We start from the raw sequence: 14,984 nt of genomic DNA, 5'->3' as shown, positions 1-14,984 counted from the left end.
GGTTGTCCTCGCGCTTCAGATAGACCGGGTTGCGCAGCCGCGCCGACAGGTTCGGCGCGCGTTCGAGTTCGGTCTCGCGCGCCACGTCGTAGACGCGCGCGGTCAGGGTCTTTTTCAGGTAGTCGTGAGACGGCGCGACGCGCCCGGCCGCTGCGGCGGCCTGTTCGAGTTCGTTTAACAGCACGGCAAGCTCCTGGGTGGCAACATTCGATACAACAACGCATCAACGGCGATCGACATCGAACGATAGCAATCGCGGCATGTTCGCCAGGAGGCAGGCAGAGAATGAACCTGAAAGCGGACATAAAAAAACCCGCCTCGTTTGGCGGGTTATGTGTGACTGCAAGTCGACGCGCACTAACCCACCATTCGATGAATGATGCTAGTAATCAGCGCAATACGGATGTCGAGGCAGTTCATGTCGGCGATCTTCGTCGACTCGGCAAGCTTTGTCAATCTCCGCGCAGTGCGGCAGTGCCAGACAAGAAAAACGGGGCGCACCGGCAAGCGCGCCCCGCAGAGACGACCAACACCGACATCAATCGCGCACGCCGCTCTGCTTTTTGAACGCCGCGAGAATGCGTTGCTCGAGCGCGTTGTAATCGCGGCCAAAGTGATGATCGCCGGTCGTGCGGATGACTTCGACGCCGGTTTTGTCGAGCGCCGGACACAGCGTGTCGGTCTCGCTCTCGCCATAGAAGCATTGAACGATCGACGGCGGCACATGCGTCAACTCGGGGCGCACGTTCAGCGCCTTGTCGCTCGCGGGCATGCCGAGCCAGCCGCCGACGCGGATCTGGAAATCGGCGTCGGGCGCGAAGCCGAGCAGCGAAATCAGCGACACCTTATCGCGCTGCGCCTGCGGCAGACGGTTATACGCGAACGGCAGCACGTCGGCGCCGAACGAATAGCCGATCAGCGCGATATGCTGCGCGTGCCAGCGCTCGCCATAGGTTTGCATCACGCGCGCGAGATCGCGGCTCGTTTGCGCCGGCGGCTTCTCGCTCCAGAAATAACGCAGGCTGTCCCAGCCGACCACCGACACGCCATCTTTCTGCAGTGCCTGCGCGATCGTCTTGTCGAGATCGCGCCAGCCGCCATCGCCGGAAATCACGATCGCCATCAAGCCGTTCGGATGCGCGGCCGGCAATTCGATCAGCGGCAGGTCGGACACGTCGTCGGCGCTGATCGAGACCGGCTGCAGATGCGGCGTCAGCAATGCAACGAGACGCGCGCGATCGGCATTGCCCGTGCTCGCCTTTTCGACGAAGCCCGGCACCTTGTCGCGAATCACGGTCGGGTCCGGCGGACACGGCTCGAAGCGCGCGTCGAGCGTGTGATCGGCGTCGACCGACACCGCGCCCGCGATCGTATTGGACGGCGCCTGCTCGAGCACGTGCATCGCGAGCGTCGCGCCCTGTCCCGTACCCGCGACGATCGGCGCGAAGTAGCGGCTCGACTGCGACTGCCGTTCGAGCTGATGGCTGAGCGCCTCGGCATCGCCCACCAACTGATGACAGGTTTCCTTTTTCGCGGCAAGGTTGGCCGCGTAGTGCGCGGTATCGACGCCGACCGTCATCGCGCCCGCTTTCGCGAGCGCATCGGCGCTCTGCTGATCGGCTGCGCTCCAGCCGCTTGCCTGCGAATACAGCACGACGAAGCCGCGCAGCGGCCCCTCGGGCTGCGTCACGCGCACGTCGCCATAGCGGCCGCCGGGCACGGTGGTGGTGGCCGCGTGCGCGCGCGCGCCGCAACTCAGAACGCTCGCCGCGACGGCGAGCCGGAACAACGGATGCAATGTCATGAACGCCGGCCTCCTGCCAGCAGCGACAGGTCCGCGAGCGTGAAGAACACGCCCGAACCGGATGCAGCGAGATAACGCGGCTCCCAGCGCGGCTGGAACTTGCTCTTGAAAGCACGCAGTCCGCGGAAGTTGTAGAAGCGGCCGCCGAAGCGCCACACGATGCCGGCCAGCCGATGCCAGCGCGACGCGAGCGGCGTCGGCTGCACGCCGGAGAGCGGCGCAATGCCGAGACTGAGCGAGCGGAAACCCGCCTGTTTCAGATGCAGCGCGAGCTGCGTGAACAGATATTCCATCGCATACGGCGACGCGCTTTCGACGTGACGCATGACGCCGACGGTCGCCTCGGTATTCATATCGGTCGTCATGAAGGTCACGAATGCGACCGGCTCGCCGTTCTGGCGCACCAGCATCACCGACTGCGCGGCCAGGTATTCGTCATGGAAAGCCGCGACCGAGAAGCTCTTCTCGCGCGCGTCGCGGCTGTCGAGCCAACCGTCGGAAATGCCGCGCAGCGTTTCGAGCGAGGCCGGCACATGGGCCTGATCGATCACTTCGACGCTAAAGCCGTCGCGCTCGCCGCGCTTGAGCGCATAGCGCAGATGCGCGCGATGCGAGCCCTTCAGATCGAAGTCGTCGAGCACGACGTGCGCTTCCTCGCCGAGCTTCATCAGCGTGAGGCCAGCGTCGAGATACAGTGGCAGCGCATTCGCGCGCACCTGGTAGAACGCGGCGCGGCCGCCATGTGCATGCGCGAGCGCGACGAACTTGCTGATGAGACCTGCCCACTCTTCGCGCGGCCCCACCGGATCGTGCAACGCGGCCCACGTGCGGCCGTATTTCGCGTACATCAGGAACGCTTCGCGCGACTCCGAAAACAGGAAGCTCTTGTCGCCCATCAATGCGAGACCGGCATCGCTGCGTTCCTGCGCGCGCACGATGCGCGCGGCGTCGTGCAGATCTTCGGGCGCCGGCTTCACGAAGCGGCCCGGCGCCGGACGCAGCAATTGCCAGAACGAGAAGGTCGCGGCGAATACGCTCGCGGCGAGCGTCGCGCGCAGCGCGCGCGGCGCGCGCTCGTCGAACGCGAATTGCCACCACAGATCGCCCGTGTACGGCACGTCACGGAAAGCGAACAGCATGACCCACGTCGCGAGCATCAGCACCATCGCGACCGACACGAGCCAGCCGGCCGTGAAACGCTCCGCGAACAGCGACGAATGACGGTTGAAGCGCTTGCGCGTCGCGAGCAGCAGCACGATCAGCATGCCGAGCACACCGGCTTCGACGAACGCGAGACCCTTGGTCAGCGACAGCGCGAGGCTCAGCAACGCGAGCGCGAGCGTCATCCACCATGCCGCATCGAGCCGCCGCAGCAGGCCGCGCGCGACGAACAGCAGCAGCACGCCGAGCACGCTGCATAGCATCTGCGAGCTTTCGAGCACCCACAGCGGCACCAGGTCGCGCAGCATATGAATGCGTTGCCAGAACGCCGGCGTCGCGCTCGAAATGACCAGCATGCCGCCGACCACGAACGTGACGAGGCTCAGAAACAGCGGCGCGAGTTCCGACACGCGCTGCGCCTGCAACATCGACAGACGATTCTTCAGCGCGCGCCCCTCGAAGCCCGCGAGCAGCGCCGCGGAGACGATCAGCGGCACGCCGAAATAGATCGCGCGATACGCGAGCAGCGCGGCGACCATCTGATGCATCGGCAAGCTGCCGCTCAGCGTGAACACCATCGCCGCTTCGAACACGCCGACGCCGCCTGGCGTATGGCCAATCAGGCCGAGCAGCATCGCGGCCGCGTAGACGGTGATGAAGCCGACGAAGCTCACGTTCGCATGCGGCAGCAATGCCCACAACGCGAGGCCCGCGGCGACCACGTCGAGCAGCGCCAGCGCAACCTGCGCGAGCAGATCGCGGCGCGCTGGAATATCGAACGAGAGCCACTGCCAGCGCGTGCGGATCGGCCGGGTTTGCCGACGGCACGCGGCCGCGGCGAGCGCCAGCCCGAGCAGCAGCGCAGCGCCGCTCCAGCGCAGCGCGACTGGCGACAGATGCAGCATCGGCGCGAGCTGGCCCGCCATGCAGACCATGCCCAGCGCCGTCATCAAGACGAGGGCGAGCGCGAGCGACACGCTCGTAAACACCGTCATGCGGCCGATCTGCGCGGGCGTGATGTTCGCGACACCGTACACGCGCGCGCGCACCGCTCCGCCCGTCAGCGCGCCGAAACCGGTCGCATTGCCGAGCGCCGAACCGGCCGTCGCGCCGACCCACAGCGCCGCGCGCGGCACGCTCGCGCCGAGATAGCGCAGGCCGACCGCGTCGCGCCCGACCAACGCGACGTAGCTGAGCGCGGTCGCGCCGAGCGCACCGATCCACTCGCGCGCCGACAACTGGCGCAGTTCGCGGATCACCGAACGGTAATTCACTGCTTCGGACAGATGCTGCAGCACGACCAGCAGCAACCCGCAAATGACGAGCGCGAGCACGGGCGACAGAAGGCCCCGGCTGCCAAGCGCTTTCGATGCACGGCCGAGCAGCGCGGGGAGGCGCTCGAAGCTGTGTTGAAGTCGGTGGAACATGGTCAATGCGGGCCTTGCGAGGAGCGGTCGCGGCGACGGGTCGTCACGCGCGGTATCGCCTGTGGCGGCGATTACAAAGTGATAACGGCAAAACGTGCAAAAGGTTGACAGCATTAGCAATTTTGCCGTCGGTTCACTTGCGCGTCGCGTGTCAAAAGCGCGCGATTGTAATGCTTCCTCGCGTGATGCGAGGCATCGGGCCGGCGCAACCGCGGCATCAAGATCACGGCTGGGCGTGCCGTCATCAGGAGCGGAAGCACGATATCAGGAAGGGAAACGGCGATGGCAGCCGGGAATTGGCTGACGGCGGGCGTCTATCTGGTGGGACTGGGGAGCCGACTCGCTGAACGTGCTCCGCTTGACGGGGCCAGAAAGCACAATGCCCGCTACTCGAGCGGGCATTGACACGACAGCAGGGGCTTGCGGGGCCCGCGCGGGAAACTCGCGCTTAGTTCGGGCGACGGTACGCTTCGGCGATCACTGCGCAGTTCCGCAGATGCAGGTTCAGCGCATGCAGCGCCAGCGCGCGCAGCTTGCCGAAGAACGTGTTGGCAGCGGGGGTGGAACGGACGGCATTCGATGCGGTGTTCATGGCGACTCCTGATCAGGGTTTATACCTACGGAATAACCCGATTATAGCGATCTCGTGCCGCAGCGCAACAAAACAATATTTTTGGCGACGTCGCGATGCCAACGTCGCGTACCGGATACGGAGAATTCGTAAAGGGGCGGCATCGGTCGTGCAGGTATTAACAATCCGCACCGTACAGGTGCATAATGCCCCCTTTGCCTGCGACGCTTCGCCGCGGGCTCGCCGATATGACCGTCGCCCAGACCCAAAAAGCTCTGATTGCGCCTCTTATCGTCGCGTGCGCGATGTTCATGGAAAGCGTCGACGCCAACGTGATCGTCACCGCGCTGCCGGCCATGGCACGCGATTTCGGGCGCGATCCGGTCACGCTGAAGATCGCGGTGACAAGCTACGTGCTCGGGCTCGGCGTGTTCATCCCGGTATGCGGCTGGCTCGCCGACAAGTTCGGCGCGCGCACGGTATTTCGCACCGCGATCGGCGTCTTCGTGACGGGTTCGCTGTTGTGCGCCGCGTCGAACTCGCTTGCCACTTTCACCGTTGCGCGTTTCATCCAGGGCGTCGGCGGCGCGATGATGGTGCCCGTCGGGCGCATCATCATCTTTCGCGTGGTGGAGAAAGCCGACTTCATCCGCGCGATGAATTACCTGAGCGTGCCCGCAATGCTCGGCCCCGCCGCCGGTCCGCTGCTCGGCGGCTTCATCACCACGTATCTGCACTGGCGGCTGATCTTCTTCATCAACGTGCCGATCGGCATTCTCGGCATCTATCTGACCAATCGCTATATCGCCAATACGCGCGAGCCCGACCCCGGCCCGCTCGACTGGATCGGCTTCCTGCTGTCGGCGGCGGGCGCGGTGCTGCTGTTGCTCGGCTTGTCGCTGGTCGGCGGCGAACTGATTTCGAATACGGACGCGTTCGGCATGTGCGCGCTCGGCGCGGCGCTGCTCGCGATCTACGTCGCGTATGCGCAGCGGGTCGCACTGCCGCTTCTGGATTTGCGTTTTTTCAAGGTGCCGACTTTCCAGGCGAGCGTGCTTGGCGGCTCGCTATTTCGCATCGGTCTCGGCGCGTTGCCGTTCCTGCTGCCGCTGCTGCTGCAGGAAGGTCACGGCATGAGCGCGTTCCAATCGGGGCTGATCACCTGCGCGTCCGCGTTCGGCGGCATGTTCATGCGCACGATCGCCTCCACGGTGCTGCGCCGCTTCGGCTTTCGCCAGGTGCTCGTGTTCAACGCCGCGCTATCGGGCATTTCGATCGCCGCGTGCGGGCTGTTTTTCCCGCACACGCCGACGTGGATCATCTGGATCGTCGTGTTGCTCGGCGGCTTCTTCCCCGCGTTGCAGTTCACGAGCCTCAATTCGCTGACCTACGCGGAGATCGCGAGCCGCGACGTCGGCCGCGCGACGAGCCTCGGCAGCGTCGTGCAGCAGATGTCGCTCGGCCTCGGCGTGACGGTCGGCGGCATCGTGCTGCAGATTTCGCGCGCGCTGCATGGGCATCCGAGCATCACCTGGTCGGATTTCTGGCCCGCGTTTCTCGTGGTCGGGCTATGCTCGTTCGCGTCGATTCCAGTCACGCTGCGCCTGCCGCGCGGCGCGGGCGCGGAGATTTCGCGAGGCGGGCGCGGCTGAGCCGGTTACCGTGTCACCGCGCGAGCGCCCCGCTCTTCACGGGTTCGGGCGCTCACGCGCGCTTGCGAATCACGCTCACTTCGCCATTGCGTTCGAGAATCGCGGCGGCCACGTCGTCCATCGAGCGCGAGCCGGTTTTCTGCCGCACGCTTTCCTCGATGTCGGTGCGCGTGACGAGCGCCGCGTGCATTTCGTTCGCGTGGAACTTGCCGTCGCTGAACACCTCGCGCTCGGCGCCGCCCACCAGCAGCTCGAAGCGGCGCGAGCGTATGAACGACCACGCGAGCACCCGGTGACACACGACGATCGCGAACGACGCGACGACGGTCGCGATAAACGGCGACGCACCGACGATCGCGCGGCTCAGCGTCGCGCCGAGCAGAATCACGACGACCGAATCGAACGGCGAGCGCTGCCCGAATGAACGGCGCCCCGAGACACGGATCAGCGCCAGCGCGATCACGAACACGGCGATCGAGCGCATACCCATCTGCAACGGATCGAGCTCCCTGCCTTGGCCGAATAGAACGAAAAACGCGTCCATCATGTTCGTCCTCCCCGCGGCGGATTGCCGTGCGAATGTTCTGGTGTCCGGATAGTTGCGAGCGAGACGAGCCCGCGACGCATCGCCGTCGCTCAGGCCAGCGCGCCGTCCGTCGCCCATGAGATGAGCGTATCGCCGAAACCGCCGCGCACGCGGGCCACGGTGCGCGCGCTCGTGGTCACGCGCGGCGCGGCGCTCCACGCGATGCGCGCGCCAGTCGCGATCAGGCGATCGACGAGCGCGGCATCCTCGCTGCACTTGAGCGGCGGAAAGCCGCCCGCGCGCCGATAGGCGTCCGCGGAAACGCCGAGATTCGCGCCGTGCACATGACGATGTCCGTCGGCGTCGACATACGTCTTGCGAAAATATTCGCGCACGCTGTGCGGATGCGCGCTCCAGTCGTCGACGGCGATCGAGCCGCACACCGCATCGGCGCCGAGCCCCAATTGCGCGGCCAGCCAACCGGGCGACACGCGGCTGTCGGCATCGGTAAACGCCAGCCAGCGCGCGCCGTGCGCGAGCAGCAGCGACGCGCCGAGCGCCCGCGCGATCCCGACGTTGCGCGCCTTCAGCGTCAGCGTCTGCACGCCGTAAGCGCGCGCGATCGCTCCGCTGAAATCGCTGCACGCGTCGAGCGCGACGACGATCCGCACCTCCTCGCCGGCGAGCGCTTCGTGTCGCGACGCTTCGAGCAAGGCCGCGAGGCACCGTGCGAGCAACGTCTCTTCGTTATGCGCCGGAACGATCACGCCGATCATAGAAGCCCCTCGCGCTGCGCGACCGAACGTGCGTCGCGCGACCACACGTCGATCAGCAAGTCGGCTTCGTCGTGATGCGCGAGACGCGCGAGACCGCAGCGCGCATCGAATAGCGCGTGCGCATGGTCGGCGGATTCGCGCGCTTCGGCGAACGACCGGCGCCAATGACAGGCGAGCAGCGTGCCGTCCGGCGTCAGCGACCCGGCGATGCGCGCGGCCAGCGTTTCGAGCTCGGCCGCGTCGAGGTAGTACGCGAACTCGCTGATCACGATCAGATCGAACGGCCCGTGCTCCGTCGGCCAGTCGCGCGGCACCCTGCGCTGCTCGATCCGCACGTTCGATGCGCCCGCCACGCGTTCACACGCAAGCTCGACGGCGCGCGCGTGCAGATCGGCGGCGAGCAGCGCGTCGCAGCGCGTCGCGAGCCCGGCCGTCAACTCGCCGTTCGCGCAGCCCGGTTCGAACGCGTTGCGATAGCGCGCCCGCGGCAGCAACGCGAGCGTCAGCGAACGCTTGCGGCGTTCGTACCAGCCTTCGCGCAAACGCCACGGATCGTCGCTGCGTCGGTAGAGTTCATCGAAGTACGGCGCCGTCGAGTTCATCTCAGCGATCCTCCCAAGGCAGGGGGAAAAAAGTCATGGCGTCCACGGCGCGAGTGTTTGCGAAGACGCCTGATGCGATGCCGGCGCGGCAGTCGTGTCAGCGGCCTCGACGAGCCGTTCGCCGAGCGCTGCGAGGTCGCGTTCCGCGTGGCTCTGCCGCAGAAACACCGGCAGGTCGGCAAGCGCCCGCGCGAAGCGCGCGTCGCGGCACAACGGGCCCGCGCCGAGCGCGCGTGTCGCGTGCTCGATCACGGCGCTCGCGGCCTGCTCGACGGCCAGACGCGCGCGCAACACGCGCGTCGCTGCATCGGCCGACGGCTGCGCGTCGATCCACGCGGCGGTTTCGCGCAGCAGCGCGGCGGCCGACTGCAAGGCGACATCGGTCGCACCGAGATGAGCGAGCCGATGCGCGTCCGCGTGCCGGGCGCACGCGTCGCGCAGCGTGCGCGCGATCTGCGCGGCCGCGCCGTACCAGCACGCGGCGATACCGGCGCCGCCATGCCAGAAGCCCGCGCGGCGCAGATACGCATGCGGCGCACCGACGAGCGTCGCCACGGTGTCTTTGAACGTGACATCCGCGCTCGCGGTCGCCTGCATGCCGACGGCCTGCCATTTCGATGTATCGATCGAGATCGAGCTCTGGTCCAGCGCGAGCGCCGCGAGCACGGGCTCGTCGTCGCGCCATGCGCTCACGAGCGCATGGGTGAGCGCCTGCGCGCCGGAGCACCAGGCTTTGGTGCCGGACAGGCGCACCTGCGCGCCCTCGCCGGCAACGGTCTGGATTCCTTCGTCGATGGCGCGCACCCGCGCGTGCGGCGCTTCGGCGGCCCACACGCCCCAGCGGCTTGCCGCGGGCGGCAGCGGACCATTGAGCTCGGCGAGAATCGCAAGCGCATCGGTATGGCCTTCGAACAGTTTGACGAGGCCGAGGTCGCATGCGGCAACGGCGGCCAGCGCGCGCCAGCGCACCAGCGTCTCACCATGCCCCGGCCATGGCAAGGTCGGCGCGCGATCGTAGCCGCGCTCGATCAGATCAGCGAGCAGTGCTCCGAGGGCAGCGGGATCGTTCGCATCGAAACGCGCGTCGCGCAGAAAATCGTCGAGCGAGATAGCAGGCTTGCCGGGCTGCGGCGCGCGGGCGCTCGCGCGTAGTGCGCGGCCACCGTGTTGATTTGAGACCTGCCGTGACTGGGCCTTGAAGCTGGCCGCGTGGTCGCGTATGTCGAGCATCGTGCCTCCCTGCACCGGTTCGATCCACGGCCCGCCGAGCGGCGGACCGGAACGTATGCAGAGTGGCAGCAAACACCGTGCCCCGGCTGGCGAGGCGGCCGCGCAGCGAAACAGCGGCTACGTCCCGCCGCTTCCGCTCAGACGTCCATCCGCCTTCACGAGCAACGCGTCGAGGACCGCCATCTCGACCGGCTTCACGAGGTGCGCATGGAAACCCGCGTGGCGAGTTCGATCGAGATCGCTCGCATGGCCGAAACCCGTCATCGCCGCGTACATCGTGCGCGACATCTCGGGCCGCGCGCGCATCGCCGCGAGCGTCGCATAGCCATCCATCTTCGGCATCGCGAGGTCGATCAGCGCGAGATGCGGCGAGAAGCGTGGCGAGATCTGCAGCGCCTGCTCGCCCTCGTAGGCGATACGCACCTCGTGGCCCTTCAGTTCGAGCAGCATCGCGAGGCTGTCGGCCGAATCGCGATTGTCGTCGACGAGGAGAATGCGCAGCGGCTGCACGTGGGGCGCGGCATCGATCGTGCCGCTCTCCGCGGTGTCGGACTGCGCGGAGGCGAGCGGCAGACTCAGCGTGAACGTGCTGCCGAGTCCCAGTCCTTCGCTGCTCGCGACGATGCTGCCACCATGCATTTCGACGAGCGACTTGCACAGCGTCAGGCCGATCCCAAGGCCGCCCTCGCCGAAACTTTGCCCTTCCTTCTCCTGCGCGAACAGTTCGAAGATCTTGTCGAGCGAGCGCACCGGAATGCCGCAGCCGGGGTCGCGCACTTCGAGCACCGCCATGCGAAAGTCGACACGTCCCTGCATCTCGATCGCGCTGCCGTTCGGCGAAAACTTCGACGCGTTGTGCAGCAGGTTTTGCAGGACCTGCACGAGCCTCGTCATGTCGCCGCGAATCGTCACGGGGGCGTCGGGTACATGCGCGACCACGCGCTGCTCGCGCGAGTCGGTGAACGGCCGCGCCGCTTCGATCGCGCGCGCGACGAGCTCGGCGAGATCGACGCGCGCAATACGCAGTTCGACCTTGTCGGACATGATGCGGCCGATATCGAGCAGATCGTCGACGAGTCGCGTCAGGTGGGTGACCTGGCGATCGATCAGATCGCGCGCCCGCGCGACCACCGGGCTCAGATCGGTTTCCATCTGCATCGTGCCGACCGCGTTGCGCACCGGCGCGAGCGGATTGCGCAGTTCGTGCGCGAGCGTCGCGAGAAATTCGCGCATGCGCTCCCCGGAGCGCTCCAGTTCCTCGCGCCGGCGCCGCTCGGTCAAATCGCGCGTGACCTTGGCGAAGCCGCGCAAGCGTCGCGATTCGTCATAGACGGCCGTGATGATCACGTTGGCCCAGAACGTCGAACCGTCCTTACGCATGCGCCAGCCTTCGTCTTCGACGGCGCCGATCTGGCGCGCGATCGCGAGCTCGCGCGCGGGCTTGCCGGCCGCGGCCTCCTCGGGCACATAGAACTGCGAGAAGTGCCGGCCGACGATTTCGTCGTGCGTATAGCCCTTGATGCGCGCGGCGCCCGAATTCCAACTGACGACGAAGCCTTGCGGATCGAGCATGAAGATCGCGTAGTCCTTCACGCTATCGACGAGCAGACGGAAGCGCTCCTCGCTCTGGCGCAGCGCTTCGAGGTATTCGCGCTGCGCGGTCAGGTCGCGCGTGATCTTCGCGAAGCCCGTGACCGCGCCCTTCTCGTTGCGTATCGCGGTGATCACGACGTTCGCCCAGAACGTCGTGCCGTCCTTGCGCACGCGCCAGCCTTCATCTTCGAAACGGCCGGTCAGCGCAGCCTGTTCCAGCTCGTAGGTCGGCCAGCCGCGCGCGACGGCTTCCCCGGTATAGAAGCGCGAGAAATGCTGACCGACGATCTCGCTTTCCGCGTAGCCCTTCAGCTTCTGGGCGCCGGCATTCCAGCTGACGATGTTGCCCTTCGCATCGAGCAGAAAGATCGCGTAGTCCGAAATCGCCTGCACGAGCGACAAATAATCGACGCCGACGGGCGCTGACGGCGCGGCCTCGGCCGGCACTCGAGCGCGCTCGGCGTGGTCGTGGGAAGAAGAAGCATCGAGCTGGGTCATGGCGGACATGTCATTGGAACTTTCGTTTTGAGCAAACCTCGCGCCTGGCCCGCGGCGAAGCCGTCGCGCAAGCGGTTGCGCGGTCCACGGAGGGGCCGGGATGCGTCGCCAAGGGCGCTCGCGCGCCGGCTGATAAGGCGCCAAGCTTATAACGGCGAGCCCCGCGATAGCTAGCGGGTCATGACGGAAAACGTCGCCGCGCTGCGGTTTCGGCTTTCCGTTTTGCCCTTCGTTGGCAAAAACAGGCGTGTCAATTGAAAAAGGTATTCACGACGCGGCGGGCTGCGCGATCGGCCACCATGAGGCCAGCAAGAAAGACAAGGCCGCGAGTCGACCCGCTGGAAAATACTGGCTGCCGCGAGGAACACGAGCAGATAACAGCGGGCCGACCGTCGCGTGATGCCAACGGCCGGCCCGGCTCGACATCGCTGCAAATCGGCACGCATCGCCAATCGAAACTGCTGCTGCGCTGGCGCGCCCGTCAAGCCGCCGCGTTGATCTTTTCCGCGAGCTTCGCGTCGTAGCTCGAATGGACATGCACGCGTTTCCTGTCGGGATACGCGTACGCGTACGCCTTGCGCAGCGCGAGCGACGCCTCGTGAAAGCCCGACAGGATCAGCTTCTGCTTGTTCGGATAGTTCGCGATGTCGCCGACGGCGAAGATGCCCGGCCGCGAGCTTTCGTAGTTCGAAGTATCAACGTCGACGCGCCCGCCATGAATCGTCAGTCCCCATTGCGCGATCGGTCCGAGATCGGCGACGAGTCCATACAGCGCGATCAGATGGTCGGCTTCGAGCTGTGTCTCGCCGTTGACCTGCCGCAGCGTCAGCGAACGCAGCGTGCCGTCTTCCACATCGAGCGCCGCGATCCCGCCGACGACGAAGTCCATCTCGCCAGCGTCGACCGCGCGCCGCATCAGCTCGACGCTCGAATCGGCCGCGCTGAAGCCGGCGCGCCGATGCACGAGGGTCACGCGCCGCGCGACCTTGCGTAGTGCCAGCGCCCAGTCGAGCGCCGAATCGCCACCGCCCGCGACGACCACGTTTTTGTCGGCGAAATCGGCGAGGCGCGGCACGCTGTAGTGCACGTAGCGCTTTTCCAGCGGCACGGCCTCGGGGAGCGGGAGCTTTTGCGGGACGAACGCGCCGTTACCGGCGGCCAGCAGGATCGCCGCGACGTCGAACACGAGGCCGCGCTGCGTGCGCACGGTCCAGCGTCCGTCGTCGCGCTGCTCGACCGTGTCGACGCGCTGTTCGAGATGAATCGGCACATCGAACGGCTTGCATTGCGCGACCAGTCGCTCGACCAGTTCGCGCGCGGTGCACGCCGGAATCGCGGGGATATCGTAGATCGGCTTCTCGGGATACAGCTCGATGCATTGGCCGCCGACCCGTCCGAGTATGTCGACGATCTGACAGGTGAGGCCGATCACGCCGGCCTCGAATGCCGCGAACAGAGCCACGGGACCGGCGCCGACGATCAGGACATCGGTGCGGATCGGCGAGGTGGGCACAGCGGACGGATCGGTGGCAACGGTCATGGGGCAGGTCTCCGGATCACGGTGAAAGGCGCAATGGAAGCGTCGATGACCCACCATACCGAATCGGCCCGCACGCGGCAACGATGCCATCGTCGACGGTAAGGGTGCTGGGCGTGCCCGCTCAACGCCCGAAAGTGGCTACCTGAAAATACCTGGAATCGGCCATTCTTATGATCCAAACGACGGACTAAGCTAACCCCAGTCCGATGCATCGCATCGTCCAACCCTCCCAGGAGCCCATCATGGAACAACGTCTCGACTTCTACAAAGCCAATCCCGCCGCGATCAAATCGCTGCTCGGCGTCGAAGAGCGCATCGGCAAATCGTCGCTCGAAAAATCGCTGACCGAACTGGTGCGGTTGCGCGCGTCGCAGATCAACGGCTGCGCGTATTGCGTCGATATGCATACGGCGGACGCGCGCAAGGGCGGCGAAACCGAGCGGCGTCTCGCGACCGTCGTCGTGTGGCGCGAAACGCCGTTCTTCACGGACCGCGAACGCGCGGCGCTCGAGTGGACCGAAGCGCTCACGCTGGTGTCGCACGATCATGTGCCCGACGCGGTATGGCAGGCGGTGCGGCCGCATTTCAGCGACGAGGAACTGGTCGACCTGACGCTGCTCGTCTCGGCGATCAATGCATGGAACCGCTTCGCGATCTCGTTCCGGAAGATGCCGGCCTGAGCGGCGGCATAACGGCAGCATGAGGCGACGCACTGCCCGCCTCACTCCCCGATCCACGACCCGCGCAGATCGCTGTCATGCAGCAATTGCAGCAGCGTGCCCGCCGGGCGACTCAAGCGCTTCGCCGCCAGCGCGATGAATTCCACCGACGGCAGCGTCGGCAGTCCGGCCGCATTCAACGGCGGCGCGAGGCCGCGCGCGGCCAGATACTGCGGCCGCACGGTGATGCCGAGTCCGCCGCGCGCGGCCGCGATACAGCCGGAATGACTGCTGCTCGTGCAGACGATCTGCCAGCTCGCGCCGGCTTCGGCGAGCGCATCGAGCACGACCGCGCGCGTCACGCTCGGCTCGGCGACCAGAATCAGCGGCAGCGGCTGACTCAGATCGACGAGCGTACCGGTCCGCGCGAGCCATTCGAGGCGCCCGGTGAAAAGCGCCACGCCGCGCCGGTCACCGAGCCGGCGCTTGCCGACCAGCAGATCGATCGCGCCCGCGTCGAGCAACTCGTAGAGCCTGCCCGTCATGCCGATCGTGATTTCCAGTTCGACGTCGGGATGCGCGTTGCGAAACGCCGCGAGCACGGTGGGGAGCGGGCCGAGCGCGATGTCGTCCGACGAGCCGAGCCGCACGCGCCCCTTCAGACGCGGCGCGCGAAACTGCGATTCCGCGCGCGACAGCGCCTGCAGGATCACGCTCGCATGCGCGAGCATCGCTTCGCCGTCGGGTGTCATCGCGAGCGAATGGGTGTCGCGCACGAACAGGCGCCGGCCCACGCTCTGTTCGAGGCGCCGGATATGTTCGCTGACGCTCGACTGCGTCAGGTCGAGCCGCCGCCCCGCTTCGGTGAAGCTATGGCAAGCCGCGACGGTCGAGAAGGTCTTGAGCCAGATTGGATTGAGCATGCGTGATTGTGGCGCTGCTTAT

General features: G+C 66.5%; 13 protein-coding genes and 1 pseudogene. 3 read left to right on the top strand and 11 right to left on the bottom strand.

Annotated elements, in window-relative coordinates:
- Positions 1–184, bottom strand: a pseudogene (locus F6X37_RS05255) (threonine ammonia-lyase, biosynthetic); the annotation flags it as partial.
- Between the two features lie 101 nt (positions 185–285).
- Between F6X37_RS05255 and F6X37_RS05250 the strand changes: the two are divergent.
- Positions 286–567 (top strand): hypothetical protein, encoded by a 282-nt coding sequence (locus tag F6X37_RS05250; RefSeq protein ID WP_187610553.1) that lies wholly within the window; start codon positions 286–288, stop codon positions 565–567.
- Here the strand turns inward: F6X37_RS05250 and F6X37_RS05245 are convergent.
- The 3 genes from F6X37_RS05245 to F6X37_RS05235 all read right to left on the bottom strand — a co-directional run bounded on the left by F6X37_RS05245 (position 539) and on the right by F6X37_RS05235 (position 4,984).
- Complete coding sequence (locus tag F6X37_RS05245) at positions 539–1,804, bottom strand: virulence factor family protein (RefSeq protein ID WP_187610552.1); 1,266 nt, start codon at positions 1,802–1,804, stop codon at positions 539–541. The two genes, F6X37_RS05250 and F6X37_RS05245, sit on opposite strands and share 29 nt — an antisense overlap.
- The gene (gene mprF / locus F6X37_RS05240; RefSeq protein ID WP_187610551.1) at positions 1,801–4,392 is read right to left on the bottom strand and encodes a bifunctional lysylphosphatidylglycerol flippase/synthetase MprF; all 2,592 of its coding nucleotides are present in this window, start codon (positions 4,390–4,392) and stop codon (positions 1,801–1,803) included. The genes F6X37_RS05245 and mprF overlap by 4 nt, the downstream gene beginning before the upstream one ends.
- A 448-nt stretch (positions 4,393–4,840) precedes the next feature.
- On the bottom strand, positions 4,841–4,984 hold the full coding sequence (locus tag F6X37_RS05235) for a hypothetical protein (protein WP_187610550.1): 144 nt from the start codon (positions 4,982–4,984) through the stop codon (positions 4,841–4,843).
- A gap of 227 nt (positions 4,985–5,211) precedes the next feature.
- Between F6X37_RS05235 and F6X37_RS05230 the strand changes: the two genes are divergently transcribed.
- Positions 5,212–6,615, top strand: coding sequence for an MFS transporter (locus tag F6X37_RS05230; protein ID WP_187610549.1), 1,404 nt, complete (start codon positions 5,212–5,214; stop codon positions 6,613–6,615).
- 52 nt (positions 6,616–6,667) lie between these two features.
- Here the strand turns inward: F6X37_RS05230 and F6X37_RS05225 are convergent, their stop codons facing one another.
- The 6 genes from F6X37_RS05225 to F6X37_RS05200 form a co-directional block, all read right to left on the bottom strand.
- Positions 6,668–7,162 carry a DUF421 domain-containing protein gene (locus F6X37_RS05225; RefSeq protein ID WP_090805813.1) on the bottom strand — a complete coding sequence of 165 codons (495 nt, stop codon included), beginning with the start codon at positions 7,160–7,162 and terminating at the stop codon, positions 6,668–6,670.
- Between the two features lie 89 nt (positions 7,163–7,251).
- Positions 7,252–7,917 carry a glycosyltransferase gene (locus F6X37_RS05220; protein WP_187610548.1) on the bottom strand — a complete coding sequence of 222 codons (666 nt, stop codon included), beginning with the start codon at positions 7,915–7,917 and terminating at the stop codon, positions 7,252–7,254.
- Positions 7,914–8,519, bottom strand: coding sequence for an SAM-dependent methyltransferase (locus F6X37_RS05215; RefSeq protein WP_187610547.1), 606 nt, complete (start codon positions 8,517–8,519; stop codon positions 7,914–7,916). The genes F6X37_RS05220 and F6X37_RS05215 overlap by 4 nt, the downstream gene beginning before the upstream one ends.
- A 33-nt stretch (positions 8,520–8,552) precedes the next feature.
- Positions 8,553–9,749 (bottom strand): acyl-CoA dehydrogenase family protein, encoded by a 1,197-nt coding sequence (locus F6X37_RS05210; RefSeq protein WP_187610546.1) that lies wholly within the window; start codon positions 9,747–9,749, stop codon positions 8,553–8,555.
- A 117-nt stretch (positions 9,750–9,866) separates the two neighbouring features.
- Positions 9,867–11,840: a PAS domain-containing sensor histidine kinase gene (locus F6X37_RS05205; RefSeq protein WP_187610544.1), complete on the bottom strand. Its 1,974-nt coding sequence runs from the start codon at positions 11,838–11,840 to the stop codon at positions 9,867–9,869.
- Between the two features lie 481 nt (positions 11,841–12,321).
- Positions 12,322–13,380, bottom strand: a complete 1,059-nt coding sequence (locus tag F6X37_RS05200; protein ID WP_187610543.1) for an NAD(P)/FAD-dependent oxidoreductase — start codon at positions 13,378–13,380, stop codon at positions 12,322–12,324.
- 242 nt (positions 13,381–13,622) lie between these two features.
- On the opposite strand from F6X37_RS05200, the gene F6X37_RS05195 reads away from it, so the two are divergent.
- Positions 13,623–14,060, top strand: coding sequence for a carboxymuconolactone decarboxylase family protein (locus F6X37_RS05195; protein ID WP_184022732.1), 438 nt, complete (start codon positions 13,623–13,625; stop codon positions 14,058–14,060).
- Positions 14,061–14,101: 41 nt separating this feature from the next.
- On the opposite strand, the gene F6X37_RS05190 is transcribed toward F6X37_RS05195, so the two are convergent.
- A complete protein-coding gene (locus F6X37_RS05190) occupies positions 14,102–14,962 on the bottom strand; it encodes a LysR family transcriptional regulator (RefSeq protein WP_187610542.1) in 861 nt (286 codons plus the stop codon).
- Between the last annotated feature and the right edge of the window lie 22 nt (positions 14,963–14,984).

Origin of the sequence: Paraburkholderia sp. 31.1 (genome assembly GCF_014397645.1) — a bacterium.
GTDB classification, from domain to species: Bacteria; Pseudomonadota; Gammaproteobacteria; order Burkholderiales; family Burkholderiaceae; genus Paraburkholderia; species Paraburkholderia tuberum.
This window is presented reverse-complemented; position numbering and strand designations above follow the sequence as displayed.